The sequence below is a fragment of the Mycobacteriales bacterium genome, from assembly GCA_035550055.1.
Taxonomy (GTDB): Bacteria; Actinomycetota; Actinomycetes; order JAFAQI01; family JAFAQI01; genus DASZTV01.
On the sequence record DASZRO010000051.1, the window covers coordinates 17737 to 35214 of the forward strand.

Below are 17478 nucleotides of genomic sequence, written 5' to 3' on the forward strand. Positions count from 1 at the left end.
ATCGACGCTAGCGGCCGCGGCCGCGAGCTCGTCCGCGCTAGCGTGCGCAGCGTGGTCGACACCCTCGAGCTCGGTCCGCCCGAGCCTTCCGGCGACAGTGAGATCTCCTATCCGACGGGGCCGAGTCAGCTGCAACGGATCGTCGGGCTGGTCGCCGTGCCGGCGGCGCTCGGGATCGCGTCGCTGGTCGTCGCGATGGCGTCGTTGATGGTCATCGACCCCGCCAGCGAGATCGGCGACATCGACCTGTTCACACAGCGGGCCAACCTGGACGGCAACCTGCTGGAACTGCGGTGGTCGTCGGGGTTACGGGCGTTGGCGGCGTTGGTCGCACTCGTCGTCGCCGTGGTGGCGGCGCGGATGCTGGTCGGGCGGCGGGCCCGGGTCCGCATCGGCGTCGCGGCGCCGGAGGCAGACGATCCGGCCAGCCTGGACGCTCTCGAAGCGGCGGCCGTCGCGGCGCTGCCGGTACCTGCCCGGGCCGACGCGACGATCGTGGGCGCGGCGATGTTGGTGAGCCTGCTGTCGCTGGCCTTCAACGTCGCAGCGTTCGGGTACGCGATGGCCAGCCACCTGCCACAGACACAGCCGACCCAGCTGGGCTTCTAGCCGCTGCCGTCGCCGTTCGACGTACGACGGCGCAGCCGGTCAGTAGTAGTCGATCTCGATCGTCGTACCGACCTTCTGCTTGCCGAGCGGAGTCTCGCGGAACACCTGCTGAGGTCCGCCCGGCGCGAACTGCTCGTCGTCGACCTTGAAGCCGGCGGCCTTCAGCGCGTTGATCGCGTCGACCAGCGACTCGCCCTCGACGTTCGGCACGTCGACGTACTCAGGCCCTTCGGACACGACGAGCTTGATGATGTCGCCCTGATGACGCTCGACACCGCCCCCGGGCACAGAGGCGATGACGTCGCCCTTCGCCACGGTGTTGCTGTAACGCTGCTGGTCGGAGTCGACGAGGAAGCCGAGTGAACTGAGCTCAGCGGTTGCGGCCGCGACCGACTGCCCGTCGAGATCGTCTGGCACCGCGACCGGCTTGGGGCCTTTGCTGACGAAGAGGATCACGCTGGAGCCGGCTTGGACTTCCTGCCCGACCGGCTTGTCCGTCTTGATCACGAGACCTGACTTGAGGGTCTCGTTGTAGACGTGGTCCTCGCTGCTGACCGTCACCCCGACGGCGCGCAGCGCGGCGGTAGCCGCGGCGACGGTGTCTCCAGACACCGACGGGATGTGCGCGGGACCGAGCGAAAGCCGCAGGCTCACCGTCCCGCCGTGGCCGACGCGGTCGCCGGGGCCGGGGGACTCGACAGCCACTTGGTTCTGCGCGTACTGGTCGCTGTAGACCGGCTTGAGCCATTTCGCGTGAAGCCCGGCGCGCTTCAAAGCGGCGTCGGCCGCCGGCCTGGTCTCGCCCAGCAACGCGGGCGCGTGTGTGTAGCGGCCGAGTGCGAAGTACCAGCCGAGCACGCCGGCGGCGACGATCAGCAGGCCGACCAGTCCCGCCACGATCCAGCCGCGCCGCCCGAACCGCGGGCCGCTCGCCGACCTCTGTCCACGGTGCCGGGTAGGACCTTGCGGTGGTGCGGCGTCGGCGACGGAGCCCGCCGCGACCGCCTGGGTGAGCGCGTTCGTCGGCGTCGGCGGTGGCGTGGTCGCCGCCAGTGGAGCGGTGGCCGTCACCGGCAGCCCCGGCACCGCGGCGTGGAGCGAAAGCTTGTCGCGGACGTCGACGAGCGAGTCGTGAAGCTCGTTCGCGTCCGTCGGGCGCTGAGCAGGGTCCCGGGCCGTCGCCCAGGTGACCAGCGCGTCGAGCTGTGGCGGGATCCCGGGGGTCCGGGTGCTCGGGGCCGGCACGTTCTGGCTGGCGTGCTGGTGGAGCACGGCGTATGCGCTGTCGCCTTCGAACGGCGTGCGTCCGGTCAGCAGCTCGAACATCAGCACGCCGGCGGAGTAGACGTCCGAGCGTTCGTCGGCGGTCCCGTGCTCGAACTGCTCGGGTGCCAGATAGGCCGCGGTGCCGAACAGCACGCTTCCGGTGGTGGTGACGGTGCTGCCGGCGACGGCGCGGGCGAGGCCGAAGTCGGCGACCTTCACGCGACCGTCCGCAGTGAGCAGCACGTTCTCGGGCTTGATGTCGCGGTGAACGAGGCCTGCTCGGTGCGCCGCCGCGAGCGCGGCGAGGACGTGATCCATCACCGCGAGGGTCTCGCCGGGGGTCAGCAGCCCCCGGTCCCGCAGCACGGCACGCAGGTTCGCCCCCGGCACGAACTCCATGACGAGGAACGGCCGGTCGCCGTCGGTGCCCTGGTCGTAGACGGCCACCACGTCGGGATGGGAGAGCCGGGCTGCCGCCCGAGCCTCCCGCTGGAACCGCGCGAGCGTCTCGTGGTCGCCCGCCAGGTGGGCGTGCAGAACCTTGACCGCCACCCGACGTTCGAGGCGGGTGTCAGTGGCGAGGTAGACCGACGCCATGCCGCCGTGGGCGATGAAGGAGTCGACGGAGTATCTGCCGTCGAGCAACCGACCGACCATCGGATCGACCGGCGGGGCATCCATCACGCCGATTCTAGGTGGAGTGACGAGCTCAGAAGCGGTCACGAAGCGCCATCACGTCCGCGACGTATCGCCTCGTCGAGCGGAACATTCCGTTCTCCCGCACCGACTGAAGACCTTGGTAGTAGCCCGCGACAGCGCGCCGTTCGCTTTTCGCCTCGTGTGTCAGCACTGACAGCAGCGCGACGCCGGCGGTGACGTTGTCCCGCGCGTCGAGCAGGTCGAGGTCGCGATGCACGACGTCGGCGGACAGGTACGCCGCGGTGTAGGGCATCACCTGCATGGCTCCGATCGCCCCGACGGGGGAGACCTCGCGCATGTTGAAGCCCGACTCCTGCCACGAGATCGCCAGGGCGAGCCGGTCGTCAAGACCCCATGCCTCGGAGGTGGAGCGAATCAGGGCCGCGACGGCGCTGCGCGAGGGCTCGGGGTGCCGGTCGAGGATCCGCAGCTCCCGATTCGCCGCGCGGGTGGTGGTGCTCCCTCGCCCGGCGACACGGTGCGGGATCGCCAGCCGCTCGCCGAGCTCGATGACCAGCGACTTCGGTAGATGGTTGCGGCGCGCGATCGCGGCGGGCCTGACGTGGTAGCGGGCGGCGAGCCCGTCGACGGTGTCCCCGACGACGACCGTGTGCCAGATCGTCGTGACATGCGTCGAGTGCACGCGCCGGTGCCCGTGGTAACGGTGCCCGGTCGGCACCCGCAGCGTCTGACCGGCGTAGATCAGGTCACCGTTGCCCGGCAGGTCGTTCAGCTCGATCAGCCGGGCCACCGTCGTGTGGTAGCGAGCCGCGATCGCGGAGAGCGTGTCCCCCGGATGCACCCGGATCAGCGTGATGCTCGACGCCGAAGCGGTCACCACGGCGGCGAGGACCAGGGGCAGCACCACGGCACGGCGTCGCCAGATGCGGTCGGCGCTGCGGCGCGCGGCGGACGTCTCGCGCGGGGCAGCGTGACGCGCGCGGTGAGCACCGAACATCGAGCTGCTCCTAGCCTTGGAAAAACCAGCGCTCGGGGAAGCGGGCAGCGTGTCGATCAACGTAACGCGCGAGTGGCGGATGGGGCGTATGTGACACGCCGTCTGCGACGATCTGACGCATGTCGACGGACTGGACGGTCCTGGCGCTCCCGCCGCTGGACCTCGATGTGCTGAAGATGATCTTCGCGGAAGTCGACGCCGAGGTAGTCGTGCCGGCCGAGCGCACACCGGCCGCCGCGATCGAGGCGGTTCGCGACGCCGACATCGTGCTCGGCGACTGGACGGCCACGCTTCGAGTGTCCGAGGACCTGGTCGCCGCCGCCCGACGCCTGTCGTTCGTCCAGCAGCCGAGTGCCGGCGTCGATGCGGTCGATGTCGCGGCGTGCCGCAGCGCGGGCATCCCGGTTGCCAACGCAGGCAGCGCCAACGCGGTGAGCGTCGCCGAATGGTGCCTCGGCGCAACGTTTGCGGCGATGCGATCGATGGCCTTCGGCGATCGTGAGATCCGGGCTGGCGGCTGGCCGCAGCTCGAGCTCGCCGCTCGCGGCGGCGGCGAGCTGTCCGGGCGCCGTGTCGGCATCGTCGGGATGGGCCGGATCGGTCGCGAGTGCGCCACGCGCTACGCCGCTCTCGGTTGCGACGTCGCGTACTGGAGCCGCACCCGGCGCGACGACCCGGCGGACTGCGGCGGCGCGCGATGGCTCGAACTGGACGACCTCTTGGCGCACGCCGAGGTGCTCGTGGTGGTGATCGGCCTCGGCGACGTCAGCCGCGGCTTGATCGGGCCCGATCGCATCGGGATGCTGCCGCCGGGGGGTTACGTCGTCAACGCGGCGCGTGGCGGGATCGTCGACGAGTCGGCTCTCCTCGCGGCTGTCGAGTCCGGCGCGCTGGCCGGCGCGGCACTGGATGTCTACGACGTCGAGCCGCTGCCGGCCGACTCGCCGCTTCGTCGCGACGACCGGATCCTGCTGTCGCCACACGCGGCGGGCGCCACCCGGCAGGCGCAGGCAAAGCTGATCCAGGCCGTCGTCGCCAACGTCAAGCGGGCCGTCGACGGCGAGCCGGTCGTCGACGTGGTCAACGGCGTCGACCCGGCGGTCCGGCGCCGCTAGTCGCCGCGCATCACGCCCTCGACGGGCGACGAGGCCCTGGCGTGGCGCCGGCGTGGAATCCGGCCCGCCGCGTGGGCCAGCCGGCCCGCCTCGACGGCCTTCGCCATGGCGGCGGCCATCTGGGCCGGCTGTTGCGCGCGGGTCACCGCGGACGCGACCAGCACCGCGCTGCAGCCGAGCTCCATCGCGAGCGCGGCGTCGCTCGCCGTACCGATTCCGGCGTCGAGCACGACCGGCACCGTCGCGCGTTCGGCGATCATCGCGATGTTGTGCGGATTGCGGATCCCCAGGCCCGAGCCGATCGGTGCGCCCAGGGGCATCACAGCGGCACATCCGGCGGCCTCCAGCCGGGCGGCGAGAATCGGATCGTCGTTCGTGTACGGCAGTACGACGAACCCGTCCGCGACGCAGCGCTCGGCGGCGTCGAGCAGCTCGATCGGGTCCGGCAGGAGCGTGTGCTCGTCACCGATCACTTCGAGCTTGATCCAGTTCGTCTCCAAAGCTTCGCGAGCCAGTCGCGCGGTGAGCACGGCCTCGGCGGCTGTCGCGCAGCCCGCGGTGTTGGGGAGCACCCGGATGTCGAGGCGTCGGACGACGTCGAGCACCGACCCCGCGGCGTGGGGGTCCACCCGCCGCATCGCGACGGTGGTGAGCTCGGTCCCGCTGGCGACGAGTGCGGCCTCGAGGGCATCGAGACTGGTCGCGCCGCCGGTCCCCATGATCAACCGGGACATCAGCTCGACGTCGGCGATGACGAACGGGTCGTCGGACACTCAGCCTCCTTGTACCGCGGTCAGGACCTCGACGTGGTCACCCTCGTCGACGCTACGGGTACCCCACTCGTGCCGAGGAACGACCTCGTCGTTGATCGCGACCGCACATCCGGCGTGGTCGGGGGTGAGCAGCGCCACCAGGTCGGCGACGCGCACGTCTGCGGCGACCTCGCGAGCATCGCCGTTGAGGCGGATGCGGATCACCGGGACACCGCTTCGAAGCGACTGGGCGCGACCGCCCACCGGCTCGGCGGCTCGGCGCCGCTGATCGAGTCGGCGACGAGGTCAGCGGTGACGGGGGCCAGCAGGACGCCGTTGCGGTAGTGGCCCGTGGCCAGGTGCAGCCCGGCCACCGACGCCGACTCGCCGATCAGCGGTCGGTTGTCCGGCGTGCCGGGGCGCAGGCCCGCCGTCACCTCGACGAGCTCGAGCTCGTCGATCAGCGGGAGGATCGCGCGCGCGTCGCGCAGCAGCTCGCGGACCGCGCCGGCACGGACGCTGACGTCGAAGCCTTGTTCCTCGACCGTCGCGCCGACGACGAGCTCGCCGTGCGTGCGCGGCACCAGGTAGACCTCATGTCCGTTGACGAAGGCGCGCACGCTGTGGGCCGGCAGCCCGACCGCGCCCCTGCTGCGCAGCCGGAGGATCTCGCCCTTCACCGGCCGGATCGGCGGCAAGGCGAACTCCGGGATCCCGGCGACTCGCGCCGACCAAGATCCCGCCGCGAGCAGGACGGTCGGCGTGGCGAGCCGGCTGCCATCGCCGAGCCGGACTGCGTGCACCGTGTTGTCGACGATCTCGACGGAGGTGACCCGTTCGCGGACCAGCGACGCGCCGAGTGCCGCCAGCAGAGCCGCTGCCAGCAGCCGATTGTCGATCGAGTGGTCGCTGGCCGCGAGCAGTCCGCTACGGACGTCCGGGCTCAGTGCCGGCTCGAGCGCCCGGGCCTCGCGCGAGGTGAGCATCGTGGCGTCGAGCCCGAGTGAGGTCTGGAATGCATGCAGCTCGGCGAGCATTGCGCGGTCGCCCGCATCGGTCGCGACCAGCAGCGTGCCCTCGGTGCGCAGGCCGACCGAGTGGCCGGTGACCGACTCCAGCTCGCTCACGAACGCCGGGTAGCGCCGCAACGACTCGAGCGCGAGCTGGAGGAGCTGCTCCTCGCCGTACTTGATCTCGGTGACCGGCGCGAGCATGCCGGCCGCGACGTGCGTTGCGGCGCTCGCCGGCGACGGATCGACGACTGCCACCCGCGCGCCGCGTTGGGTGAGCCGCCATCCGCAGGCGAGCCCGATGACGCCGCCACCGACCACCACGACGTCGTACGACGCATCTGTCACCGGATCCACTCCCTTCGCCGGCATTACCCGGATCAGGTTCAGCGGTCGGTCGCCTCGTGGCGACCCTCTCAGCCGAGACTGCTCGACGACTTCTTGGCTCCCGCGCGGAACCTCACGGTACGCCCGTAGGGTTGGCGGTGTGGAGCTCGAGGAGCTGAGCGCGCAGTGGCTGTCGGTGGGCGATCTCGCCACTCGCCTCAACGAACGTCCGAGTCGCGTCAAGGACCTGATCCGCGAGCATCGGCTCGTCACAGTCGACATCGGGGACCCGCCACGGCCGAGCGTGCCCGTCGAGTTCGTCCATGACGGCCAGCTGGTCAAAGGCCTGACCGGTGCGCTGACCGTCCTTGCCGACGCCGGTTACTCACCCGAGCAGGCGGTGCGTTGGTTGCTCACCGACAACGACCTGTTGCCAGGCCGTCCCGTCGACTACCTGGCCGCCGGTCGCCACACCGCGGTGAAGCGCGTCGCCATGTCGTTGGCCTTCTGAGGTCCGAACAGGGGTGGATCGCCGGGCAAGGCTCGCCGCCGCCAGGCTCTACCTGTGTGTCGACGGTCGTCGGGACCGAGGCGACCTCGCCGAGTTCCTCGATGCCGCGCTGTCCGGCGGCGTCGACATCGTGCAGCTTCGCGAGAAGGGGCTGGAGGCGAGAGAGGAGCTGGCGCTCGCCGAGGTGTTCGCGGACGCCGCGCGCCGGCACCACGCGCTGTTCGCTGTCAACGACAGAGCCGACCTCGCCTGGGCGAGTGGCGCCGATGTGCTGCACGTCGGCCAGGGCGATCTTCCGGCCGAGACCGCGCGCGCCCTCGTCGGCGACGACGTCATCATCGGCTTGTCATCGCACGCCGACGACGAGGCGAGTGAGGCGGCCGCCGCCACGTCGGTGGACTACTTCTGCGTCGGCCCGACCTGGCCGACGCCGACGAAGCCCGGCCGGCCCGCGCCCGGCCTGCCGCTCGTTGCCCATGCGGCCGCGATGGGGACGGCAAAGCCGTGGTTCGCGATCGGTGGGATCGACCCGACCAACGTCGACCAAGTCATCGCGGCGGGTGCCCGCCGCATCGTCGTGGTGCGCGCGATCACCGAGGCCGAGGACCCGAAGGCTGCGGCGCAGGCACTCGCCGACCGGCTGAGAACGCTCTGACATGACGTATCTGCTCGTGATGGTGGGGTGCGTCGTCGTGACGTTGCCCCTCGAGCTCGTCTTGCGAGCGCGGGTCTACGCCCGCTGGCGGCGACTCGTGCTGACACTCATGCCGGTGCTCTGCGTCTTCATCCTCTGGGACGTGCTGTCGATCCGTGCGGGGTTTTGGAGCTACCGCGACCTGACCGGCGTCTCGATCGGCGACCTGCCGGTCGAGGAGCTGGTCTTCTTCGTGGTCGTGCCGGTGTGCTCGCTGCTGACGTTCGAAGCCGTCCGGCGGTTGCGACCCAAGTGGTTCGGCGAGAACCCGCGGTGACCTACACCGACGCAGCGCTGCTCGGGGTCGCCTTCGCGGCAACGCTCGACCTCGTCATTCTCCGGACAAAGCTGTTGTCTCGTAAGGGTTTCTGGGTCTCCTACGCCATCATCGTGTGCTTCCAGCTGCTGGTGAACGGCGTCCTGACCGGCGACCGGTTGGTCGTCTACTCACCGCATGCCATCCTCGGCGACGCGCGGCCGCACCTGTTCGGGCACTGGCGCGTTGCGGATGCGCCGGTCGAGGACCTGCTCTTCGGGTTCTCGCTGGTCCTGCAGACCTTGTCGTGGTGGATTTGGTGGGGCAGACGCCTCCACCCAGCGGGTTCGGCGGCGGTCGAGTCCTAGCGGCGGCGGGCTCGCCGCGCGCGGATGACTGCCGGCGTCGCTACCGCGATCCGGCGTGGTGTGCCGACTGCCGCGCGTCGGTCGAGCACGCGATAGCCCGACCGCTCGACGGCGTCGAGAATGCCGCGGTAGAGCCGGAAGGCGGTCCGTACGCAGTCGCGGGATCTCGGGTCGAGGAGCTCGATGCCCGGTGCCGCCGACTCGTACAGCTTGTGCGCCCGGCTGATCTCGAACGCGAGGAGCGCCTTCGTGTTCGCGTCCACCTTGCGACCCGACAGGTCGTCGACGGTGACGCCGAAGGCGGCGAGGTCCTTCTTGGGCAAATACACGCGGCCTCGGGACAGGTCCTCTCCGACGTCGCGGATGAAGTTCGTCAGCTGGAAGGCGAGCCCGAGCGTGCGGGCGTAGGGCTCGGCGTCGTCGGCTGCTCCGCGAACCGTGCCGAGCACCGGGACCAGCTGCGAGCCGATCGCGGCGGCCGACCCGTTCATGTAGCCGAGCAGGTCGTCCCACGTCGCGTACTCCGACGTCGTCAGGTCCATGCGCATCGAGGCCAGGAAGTCGTCGAACGGACCGAGCGGGATGTTGTTGCGCACGATCGTGTCGTGCACCGCGGGCATGATCGGGTCCGAGCCGGTGCCGCGGACGAGCAGGTTGGTCCACTCGGTGAGCTGCCGTTCGCGTTCGGCTACGTCGAGGGCCGGATCGATCGCGTCGACGATCTCGTCCGCTCGGCGCGCGAATCCGTAGAGGGCGTGCACCGGTGGCCGCTTGGCCGGCGGCAGCAGCAGCGTTGCGAGATAGAAGGTGCGGCCATGCGTCGCGTTGACCGCGCGGCAGGCGCGGTACGATGCGCGCAGCTGCGGGTCGGTGATGCCTGCCGCGTCGAGGGCGCGCCAGAGGTTCATGCGACGGCTCCGACGATGCGTTCGGCGGCGAGACGGCCTGACAGGAGCACCATCGGGACGCCGACACCCGGCTGGGTGCCGGTGCCGACGAACACGACGTTGTCGAAGGCGAGGTTGCTCGGCCGGAACGGGCCGGTCTGCCCGAAGCTGTGCGCGATCGAGAAGGGCGTACCGTGCGCCATGCCGCGTCGCGCCCAGTCGGCCGGCGTGGTCCAGGACTCGGTTTCGATGGCGTCGCCGAATCCGGCGTACCCCAGGTTCTCCAGGCGTTCCACGATCCGGTCACGGTAACCGGTCCCGGTTAACTCCCAGTCGATCGGACCGTCCAGATTCGGCGTCGGGACCAGGACGTACCACGAGGACTTGCCGCTGGGAGCCAGCGTCGGATCGGTCACCGTCGGGCACGACACCAGCAGCGACGGGTCGGACGCCACGACGTGCTCGTCGATCAGCTGCCGGAACGTCTCGCGCCAGGCGGCGCCGAAGTGAATCGTGTGGTGCGCCTGCCCGGCCTGCGGCAGTGAGGAGCCGGCCAGCAGCAGCGCACACGAGGGTGCGTGTCGCAATCGCGGCAGGCGTCGCGGCGCGCTGCCCGCGGGCAGCAGGTCCCAAGCACTCGGCAGGTCCGGGTTCAGCACGACGACGTCGGCGGCGATGCGCTCGCCCGACGCCGTGTGGACCGCGACCGCGCGCTGCCCGGCCATCTCGACCCGGGTCGCATCGGTTTCGTAGCGGATGTCGACGCCGTGTTTCGCGGCGGCCGCTGCCAACGCTCGGGGGACGGCGTGCATGCCGCCGTCGGGGAACCAGACCCCTGCGACGCAGTCCATGTAGGCGATCACGGCGAAGATCGCCAACGCGTCGTACGGCGAGCGCCCGGCGTACATCGCCTGGAAGGTGAAGATCCGGCGAAGCCGTTCGTCGTCGAAGAAGCTGCCCACCTTCGCGTCCAGCCGGCGGAAGCCGCCGAGGGCGACGAGCCGGGCCAGCGACGGGCGCAGCAGGTCGAGCGGGCCGTCGAGGTTGCGATCGATGAAGTCCTTGCGCTCGAGCTCGTAGAGCCGCTGGGCATAGTCGGCGAAGCGGCGGTAACCCGCGGCGTCCTTGACGCCGATCGTCGCGGCCAGCTGTTCGCTCATGACATCGACGTCTGCGACGACATCGAGACGGCTGCCGTCGGCGAAATACGCCCGGTACGCCGGCTCGACGCGCCGCAGCGTCAGCCAATCGGCGAGCTCCTCGCCGACGCACCTCAGCGCGTCCGCGATCAGCTCCGGCATGGTCAGCACGGTCGGACCGGTGTCGAACCGGAACCCGCCGACCTGCAGCTGGCCGGCGCGGCCTCCGGGAGCTGCTGCTCGTTCCAGCACGGTGACCCGCCGGCCCGCCCCAGCGAGCCGCAGCGCCGCCGACAAGCCGCCGAGGCCCGCTCCGACGACGACGACGTGGTCGGTCGGTCCGACGACTCTGCGCACCGGCCGCTCAGCCGCGCCGGTAGCCCACGGCGACCTCAGCGAGCGCGACGAGCTGCTCGCAGGCGGCATCGGTCTGCCCCGACCGCTCCGGCAACCGGTCGAGGGCGGCCACGGCACGCTCGAACCGTTCAGCGATCATGCGCTCCACCTCGGCCTCCGCGCCCGATCCCGTGATCAGGTCGCGCATCGTCGCCACCTCGTCATCGCTGAGGTCGGGCTCGCCGAGAGCATCGCGGATGCGTCGCGCGTCCACCGCTGAGGATCGCTCGATCGCGAGTGCGACCAGCACCGTCTGCTTGCCTTCTCGCAGGTCGTCTCCGGCCGGCTTGCCAGTGGCCGCGGGATCGCCGAACACGCCCAGCAGGTCGTCGCGCAGCTGGAACGCCTCGCCCAGCGGAATGCCGAAGCCGGTGTAGATGGCCGAGGCCTCCTGCGATGCGCCGGCGATGGCTGCGCCGAGATGGAGGGGCCGTTCGATCGTGTACTTCGCGGACTTCAGGCGTGCCACCCGCAGGGCGCGCTCGACCGTCGTCTCGCCGCGGGCCTGCTCGACGACGTCGAGGTACTGGCCTGCCATGACTTCGGTGCGCATGGCGGCCGAGATCGGATGCGCGCGGCGCAGCGCGGCCTCGTCCAGCCCGCTGGTCGACAGCATCGCCTCGGACCACGACAGCAGAACGTCGCCGAGCAGGATTGCCGCCGCGGCGCCGAACGCCGACGGGTCGCCGGACCACCCCGACGTGCGATGGAGCTCGGCGAACCGGCGGTGCACGGCCGGGCGCCCGCGCCGGGTGTCGCTGTGGTCGATCACGTCGTCGTGGACGAGAGCGCACGCCTGCAGCAGCTCGAGGCTCGCGGCTGCGGCGGCAAGCGCATCGCAGTCCTCGGCGCCCGCTGCGAGAGCGCCCAGGAAGCAGAAGGACGGGCGCAGCCGCTTGCCGCTGTCGAGCACGAAGGCCCGTGCCTCATCCGCCATCGGGGCGAGCTCGTCGGCGGTCGCGCGCAGGTCGGCGGTCGCCGCCGACATGAAGTGCTCGAGTGCGCTGTCGAAGCGCGCGCGGAGGTCGGCACTCATCCGCCGAGCATCTCCCACTGTGGGATCCGTTCATCAATCCAGGTCAGGTCTCGGCCCGATTCACCGATACTGATGACGTGCCTGCTCTCTCGACCACCCGGCCGGCGGACCGCGCGCCGGCGGCGCGCATGACGATCCGCGACCTGCTCGCGAGTGGCACCCGCTCGTACTCGTTCGAGTTCTTCCCCCCGAAGACCCCGGACGGCGAGCGCGCCCTTTGGCAGGCGCTGCGCGAGGTGGAGTCGCTGCACCCGACCTTCGTGTCCGTGACGTACGGCGCGGGTGGCTCGACCCGCGACCACACCGTCTCGATCACCGAGCGGATCGCCGCCGAGACGACCCTCACCGCAGTCGGTCACCTCACCGCCGTGAACCACTCGATCAGCGAGCTGCGGCACGTGATCGGTCAGTACGCCGACGCCGGCATCCGCAACGTGCTGGCGCTGCGCGGCGACCCACCGGGGGATCCGCGCGCGGACTGGGTGGCACACCCCGAGGGGGTCAGCTACGCCTCGGAGCTCGTGAAGCTGATCCGCGAGTCCGGAGACTTCTGCGTCGGCGTGGCGGCCTTCCCGGAGAAGCATCCGCGCTCGCCGGACTTCGACACCGACGTGCGGTGGTTCGTCGACAAGTGCCGCGCAGGCGCGGACTTCGCGATCTCCCAGTTCTTCTTCCGAGCCGAGGACTACCTGCGGCTGCGGGACCGAGTCGCCGCGGCGGGCTGCGACGTCCCGATCCTGCCGGGCATCATGCCGGTGACCAACGTCTCGCAGATCGAACGCATGGCGGTGCTGTCCAACGCGGTCTTCCCCGCCGACCTCGCCGAACGGTTGCATGCGGTGGAGGACGATCCCGCCGCCGTGCGGGCGATCGGCGTCGAGGCGGCGACCGCGCTGTGCGAGACGGTGCTCGCCGAGGGCGCTCCCGGTCTGCACTTCATCACCTTGAACCGCTCGACCTCCTCACGCGAGATCTACCAGCAGCTCGGGCTAGCGACGCAGGCGTAGGTCTCGGGCGACCACCCGCGCGGCCGAGCGCCCGCTCGCCCCCCACACGCCACCGCCCGGGTGGGTCGAGGCACCGCACACGTAGACGCCGCGGTGCGGGGTCCGGTACGCCGACCAGCCCGGCAACGGCCGGAACCCGAACATCGCGTCCAGCTCGCTGTCGACGTGCATGACGTTGCCGGCGTGCAGGCCTAGCTCGCGTTCGAGGTCCAGCGGAGTCTGGACGTGCCGGTCGAGGACACCGGAGGAGAAGCCCGGTGCCCACCGGTCGAGCGCCGCAAGCAGATCGTCCCCGGCGCGCTCGCGTTCGGCGTCCCAGTCGCTGACCCGCAGCTCTCGGGGGTGCCACTGTGCCCACACCGTGACCACGTGCCGTCCGGCGGGTGCCAGCGTCGCGTCGACCGCGGTCGGCGTCATCACGATCAGCGGCGGGTCGCGGGAGGGCTCGGCGCGCAGGAAGTCGCCGTACGCCGATCGCAGCTGGCCGGGGGAGTGCACCAGCAACTGCATCGCGACATGACCGCCGGGCACCGTGACGGGATAGGTCGGCAGCCGGTCGGTGAGCACTCTCATCACCATGCCGAGTCCGTCGCCGCTCCGGATGTCACGTGCCGCCGACTCGTCGTGGAGCAGGCGGGTGGTGTCGGCGATGTGGCACGCGGCGATCACGGCGCGCGCGGTGATGCGATCTCCGGAAGTCGTCGTGACGGTGCAGCTGCCTCGCTCGCGTGCGGTGATCGCGGTGACGGGGTCGGCGAGCCGGATGGTCGCGCCGTAGGAGGTGAGTCGGGCGGCGAGCGCTTCACTGAGCCGGCCGCTGCCGCCGCGGGGCCGCCCCGCCGCCCGCATGTGGAACAGCGCCGCCGTGCCTGCCATCGGCGCCGTACCGACGGCGTGCGGCGGTGGCCCGGATTGCGCCGCCCACCAGCCGAGCGCCGCGCGCAGCCGAGCGTCGTCGAAGCGGCGCGCCAGCGCCACCTCGGCCGGCTCCAAAAACGCACGCACGAGCGGAGCCGTCCCGGAGTCGGCGCCGCGCAGCAACGTCCATCCGCGCCGGCCGAGTGCGGCGGCGGTCGGTGCCGCGGATGCGACGTCGAGGAACCACCGCATCCGCGGCGTCCACTCCTCGATGAAGCTGCGGTAGGCGGCCGCATCCTCCGCGCCGCACGTCTCCTCGATCGACGCGCACGTCGCGTCGAGCCGGCCGGAGAAGCGCAGCGCGCCGTCCGGATGTGGCAGGACCGCCCACGGCTCGACGTCGTCGTAGACCAAGCCGACGCCGGCGAGGTCGAGCTCCTCGACGATGCCGGTGTGGCGGACCATGACGTGGATGCTCGAGCCGCGGTCGACCCGTACGCCGGGCCATCGTTCGACGGTCGACACCGCGCCGCCGACGATGCGGTCGCGTTCGACGACCTCGACGTCGTACCCGGCCTTCGCGAGGTAGCACGCCGCCACCAGCCCGTTGTGGCCCGCGCCGACCACGACCACGTCTCGTTTCAGGGTGCCGTCTCCACCGCGGTCAAAGCGTGACGCCCATGATCGCGTACGCCTCGGCGCTGCCGGGGAAGTGAAAGCCGCACAGCAGGTCGGCAAAGCCGAATGACCGGTACAGCTCGCGTGCCGGGGTCTGCGCGTCCGGAGTCGACAGCACCGCACGCTGAGCACGGGTCTGCTCGAGGACGTCGGCGAGGAGCTTGCGGCCGATGCCGGCGTTCTGATGGCCGGGTTCCACGTGCAGCTCGGCAAGTTCGAAGCTGTCCCGCAGCCAACGCCGGGCTTCGTCGCGGCCGAGGGCAAGGGCCACGGTGTCGTGCCACCACTGACCGCGCGCGCCGAGGTAGCCGTAGCCGAACCCGACGAGCTCGCCGGCCAGCACGTCGTCAGTGTCCTCGGCGAGGCCGTCGAAGGCCGCGGTACAGGCGAACCCGGGATAGCCGGCATGCTCGGCGAGGATCTCGCGCCGCTGGACGACGATCTCCGGCGAGCGGCGCATCGCCGCGCCGTAGACCGCGGCCGCCTGGCCCGCGACGGCACGGAACTGTCCGCCGTCGAGCCGGCGCAGCCGGATCACGACGCGGCAGCGACGTCGGCAGGCGTGCCGCCCGAGACCCGGACGAGCTCGGCGTAGGTGGTGGGGAAGACGGCGTGCGGCGTACCGGCGGCGGCCCAGATCACGGCGAAGTCCGCCAAGTGCGTGTCGACGACCGTGGTGAGCGCTGCCGGGTGGCCCACCGGAGCGACCCCGCCGATCGGGAAGCCGGTCGCTTCGCGCACCAGGTCGGCGTCGGCTCGCTTGACCTTCGCGGTGCCGAGGACCGTCGCGACCTTGGCGGTGTCCACCTGGTGATCGCCGCTGGCGAGGACCAGGACCGGACGGTCGTCGGCGGCGAACACCAGCGACTTCACGATCGCACCGACCGGGACCTCGAGCGCGTCGGCGGCTTCAAGCGCGGTGCGGGTCGAGTCCGCGAGCTCTCGGATCCCGTCGGCTGCCGCATCGGCATCGGCCGCGCGCAACGCGGCGGCAACTCGCTCGGCGTTTGCATGCATCTGCGGACGCTAACGCACGCAGTGTCGCCCTTGACGGCGACCGAGTTCGAACGTATGTTCGATACGAGATAGCTCAGGAGGTGACGCGATGACCCACGGGGTGTTGGAACGTCCGACCGGACGCCGGCCTGCGGATGCAGTCTCGCCCGGGCGGACGACACTTCCGGCCTCGGCGCTGCGACTGGTCATGGCCGCGCGGCGGGCGCTCGGCGAGGCCGAGCAGGCGACCGACCTCGGCGAGCGGTACGCCGCGGCGCATCTGGCAGCGCTTCGGGCGGCAGCGGCAGTGCTCGCGGCGCAGGCGCGGCCGGATGCTGAGCACCCGATGCGGCGAGGCCGTCCGACGAGCGTGTGGACCCTGCTCGACCGCATCGCCCCAGAGCTCGGCGAGTGGGCCGCCTACTTCGCCGCTGGTGCCGACCGCCGGATCGCGGCGCAAGCCGGTCTTCGGGGCGCCGTCACCGCCAGGCAGGCCGACGACCTGATGCGTGACGCGGGCTTGTTCGTCGACCTGGTCGCCGCCCGACTCGGAATGCCGGCGGAGGGCCAGGCGATGCTTCCGCTCGGCTTGTCCGCGGCGTATCCCGTGGGCCACAGCGCCTAACCTTTGCGGTGACCGGCTCAGCGCCGGCATCGCGGTGAGGTGGAGGACAACTGAGCCGACGCCAGCTCGAGCGTGGGGAGCGCCCGACCGATCTGCCGGGCGACGATTCGGGCTGCACGATTCTCCACGCCGACATGGACGCCTTCTACGCCAGCGTCGAGCTGCGTCGTCAGCCGCAGCTGGCGGGAAAGCCGCTCGTCGTCGGCCACCCCAGCGGCCGGGCCGTCGTGCTCGCGGCGACCTACGAAGCGCGCAAGTTCGGGATTCACAGCGCGATGCCGATGGCGCAGGCGATGCGGCGCTGCGCGGGGCTGGTCGTCGTAGCACCGGACCACGCGGCGTACAGCGAAGCGTCCAAGGCGGTCATGGCGATCTTCCGTTCCGTGACGCCCGAGGTGGAGCCGCTGGCTCTCGACGAAGCGTTCCTGGACGTGTCCGGCGCCGTCCGCAGGCTGGGGAGTCCGCGACAGATCGCGATGCAGATCAGAGCGCGAATCGCCGAGCAGGAGCAGCTGCCGTGCTCGATCGGGGTCGCCAGCACCAAGTTCGTGGCGAAGCTCGCGTCCTCTCGCGCCAAGCCGGACGGGCTGCTGGTGGTGCCGCGCGAGTCCGTGCTCGCCTTCTTGCACCCGATGCCGATCGGCGCCTTGTGGGGAGTGGGCGACAAGACCGAGGCCGCGCTGACCCAGATCGGGCTGCGCACGATCGGTGACATCGCGGCCACGCCGGTCTCGACCCTCGTCCACACCGTCGGCAAGGCTGCCGGCGCTCACCTGCACGCGCTGGCGAACGGGCAGGACTCGCGGCCGGTCGTCCCCAACGAGCCGGACCGCAGCATCGGCGCCGAGGAGACCTTCGCCCAGGACATCGACGACCACGACGGCATCCTGCGGGAGCTGCTGCGGCTCTCGGAACGCTGCGCCGAGCGCTGCCGGGCAAGCGGGCAGGTCGGGCGCACGGTCGCGATCAAGGTCCGGTTCTCCGACTTCCGGACGATCAGCCGTTCCCGAACCCTGACTGAGCCGACCGACGTCGCCCGCACCATCTACGACACCGCGGTGGCGCTCTACGACGCGCTGGAGATCGAGGGCGTCCCGCTGCGTCTGGTGGGCGTGCGCCTCGAAGGGATCGCTCGCGCGGCCGACGTCCCGGAGCAGCTCACGCTCAGCGGGGACGACGAGGAGTGGCGCGCCGCCGCGCGCGCCGTCGACCAGGTGGCGGCAAAGTTCGGCCGCGAGGCGATCCGTCCTGCGGCGCTCGTCCGCCACGACCCGCAGTGACCCGGCGCTGA

General features: G+C 71.2%; 20 protein-coding genes and 1 riboswitch. Of the genes, 9 read left to right on the top strand and 11 right to left on the bottom strand.

The features are described 5' to 3' along the window. The first annotated feature begins 51 nt into the window (after positions 1-51). Entirely contained in the window at positions 52-609 is a 558-nt protein-coding gene (locus VG899_08200; GenBank protein HWA66334.1) for a hypothetical protein, read from the top strand. A gap of 39 nt (positions 610-648) precedes the next feature. On the opposite strand, the gene pknB is transcribed toward VG899_08200, so the two are convergent. After that, on the bottom strand, positions 649-2556 hold the full coding sequence (pknB, locus tag VG899_08205) for a Stk1 family PASTA domain-containing Ser/Thr kinase (protein HWA66335.1): 1908 nt from the start codon (positions 2554-2556) through the stop codon (positions 649-651). A 28-nt stretch (positions 2557-2584) separates the two neighbouring features. Further along, the gene (locus VG899_08210) at positions 2585-3532 is read right to left on the bottom strand and encodes a LysM peptidoglycan-binding domain-containing protein (GenBank protein ID HWA66336.1); all 948 of its coding nucleotides are present in this window, start codon (positions 3530-3532) and stop codon (positions 2585-2587) included. A gap of 119 nt (positions 3533-3651) precedes the next feature. Here VG899_08210 and VG899_08215 point away from each other — a divergent pair, with 119 nt between their 5' ends. Beyond that, complete coding sequence (locus VG899_08215; protein HWA66337.1) at positions 3652-4647, top strand: 2-hydroxyacid dehydrogenase; 996 nt, start codon at positions 3652-3654, stop codon at positions 4645-4647. On the opposite strand, the gene VG899_08220 is transcribed toward VG899_08215, so the two are convergent. The 3 genes from VG899_08220 to thiO all read right to left on the bottom strand — a co-directional run bounded on the left by VG899_08220 (position 4644) and on the right by thiO (position 6757). Further along, the gene (locus VG899_08220) at positions 4644-5420 is read right to left on the bottom strand and encodes a thiazole synthase (protein HWA66338.1); all 777 of its coding nucleotides are present in this window, start codon (positions 5418-5420) and stop codon (positions 4644-4646) included. The two genes, VG899_08215 and VG899_08220, sit on opposite strands and share 4 nt — an antisense overlap. Then, complete coding sequence (thiS, locus tag VG899_08225) at positions 5421-5621, bottom strand: sulfur carrier protein ThiS (protein HWA66339.1); 201 nt, start codon at positions 5619-5621, stop codon at positions 5421-5423. Further along, positions 5621-6757: a glycine oxidase ThiO gene (thiO, locus tag VG899_08230; GenBank protein ID HWA66340.1), complete on the bottom strand. Its 1137-nt coding sequence runs from the start codon at positions 6755-6757 to the stop codon at positions 5621-5623. The genes thiS and thiO overlap by 1 nt, the downstream gene beginning before the upstream one ends. Continuing rightward, a riboswitch (TPP riboswitch) is annotated at positions 6750-6871 on the bottom strand. It overlaps the preceding gene by 8 nt. 25 nt (positions 6872-6896) lie before the next feature. Here thiO and VG899_08235 point away from each other — a divergent pair. The 4 genes from VG899_08235 to VG899_08250 are packed head-to-tail and all read left to right on the top strand — an operon-like array spanning position 6897 to position 8565. Then, entirely contained in the window at positions 6897-7247 is a 351-nt protein-coding gene (locus VG899_08235) for an Rv2175c family DNA-binding protein (GenBank protein HWA66341.1), read from the top strand. Positions 7248-7260: 13 nt separating this feature from the next. Then, positions 7261-7902, top strand: coding sequence for a thiamine phosphate synthase (thiE, locus tag VG899_08240; GenBank protein ID HWA66342.1), 642 nt, complete (start codon positions 7261-7263; stop codon positions 7900-7902). A gap of 1 nt (position 7903) precedes the next feature. Then, entirely contained in the window at positions 7904-8218 is a 315-nt protein-coding gene (locus tag VG899_08245) for a lycopene cyclase domain-containing protein (protein ID HWA66343.1), read from the top strand. Further along, a complete protein-coding gene (locus VG899_08250; protein ID HWA66344.1) occupies positions 8215-8565 on the top strand; it encodes a lycopene cyclase domain-containing protein in 351 nt (116 codons plus the stop codon). The genes VG899_08245 and VG899_08250 overlap by 4 nt, the downstream gene beginning before the upstream one ends. Here VG899_08250 and VG899_08255 read toward each other — a convergent pair. The 3 genes from VG899_08255 to VG899_08265 are packed head-to-tail and all read right to left on the bottom strand — an operon-like array spanning position 8562 to position 12023. Next, positions 8562-9473 (bottom strand): phytoene/squalene synthase family protein, encoded by a 912-nt coding sequence (locus VG899_08255; GenBank protein ID HWA66345.1) that lies wholly within the window; start codon positions 9471-9473, stop codon positions 8562-8564. The genes VG899_08250 and VG899_08255 overlap by 4 nt on opposite strands. Continuing rightward, positions 9470-10948 carry a phytoene desaturase family protein gene (gene crtI, locus VG899_08260; GenBank protein HWA66346.1) on the bottom strand — a complete coding sequence of 493 codons (1479 nt, stop codon included), beginning with the start codon at positions 10946-10948 and terminating at the stop codon, positions 9470-9472. The genes VG899_08255 and crtI overlap by 4 nt, the downstream gene beginning before the upstream one ends. Positions 10949-10955: 7 nt before the next feature. After that, a complete protein-coding gene (locus VG899_08265) occupies positions 10956-12023 on the bottom strand; it encodes a polyprenyl synthetase family protein (protein ID HWA66347.1) in 1068 nt (355 codons plus the stop codon). Positions 12024-12100: 77 nt separating this feature from the next. Here VG899_08265 and metF point away from each other — a divergent pair, with 77 nt between their 5' ends. Further along, the gene (gene metF / locus VG899_08270; GenBank protein ID HWA66348.1) at positions 12101-13030 is read left to right on the top strand and encodes a methylenetetrahydrofolate reductase [NAD(P)H]; all 930 of its coding nucleotides are present in this window, start codon (positions 12101-12103) and stop codon (positions 13028-13030) included. On the opposite strand, the gene VG899_08275 is transcribed toward metF, so the two are convergent. Genes VG899_08275 through VG899_08285 form a run of 3 tightly spaced genes read right to left on the bottom strand, consistent with a single transcriptional unit; the run spans position 13013 to position 15583 of the window. After that, on the bottom strand, positions 13013-14521 hold the full coding sequence (locus tag VG899_08275) for an NAD(P)/FAD-dependent oxidoreductase (GenBank protein HWA66349.1): 1509 nt from the start codon (positions 14519-14521) through the stop codon (positions 13013-13015). The two genes, metF and VG899_08275, sit on opposite strands and share 18 nt — an antisense overlap. Positions 14522-14552: 31 nt before the next feature. Further along, the gene (locus VG899_08280) at positions 14553-15104 is read right to left on the bottom strand and encodes a GNAT family N-acetyltransferase (protein ID HWA66350.1); all 552 of its coding nucleotides are present in this window, start codon (positions 15102-15104) and stop codon (positions 14553-14555) included. Continuing rightward, entirely contained in the window at positions 15101-15583 is a 483-nt protein-coding gene (locus VG899_08285; protein HWA66351.1) for a YbaK/EbsC family protein, read from the bottom strand. Before VG899_08285 ends, VG899_08280 begins: the two co-directional genes overlap by 4 nt. A gap of 88 nt (positions 15584-15671) precedes the next feature. Between VG899_08285 and VG899_08290 the strand changes: the two genes are divergently transcribed. Beyond that, complete coding sequence (locus VG899_08290; GenBank protein HWA66352.1) at positions 15672-16187, top strand: SAV_6107 family HEPN domain-containing protein; 516 nt, start codon at positions 15672-15674, stop codon at positions 16185-16187. Between the two features lie 119 nt (positions 16188-16306). Continuing rightward, on the top strand, positions 16307-17467 hold the full coding sequence (gene dinB / locus VG899_08295; protein HWA66353.1) for a DNA polymerase IV: 1161 nt from the start codon (positions 16307-16309) through the stop codon (positions 17465-17467). Positions 17468-17478 lie beyond the last annotated feature (11 nt).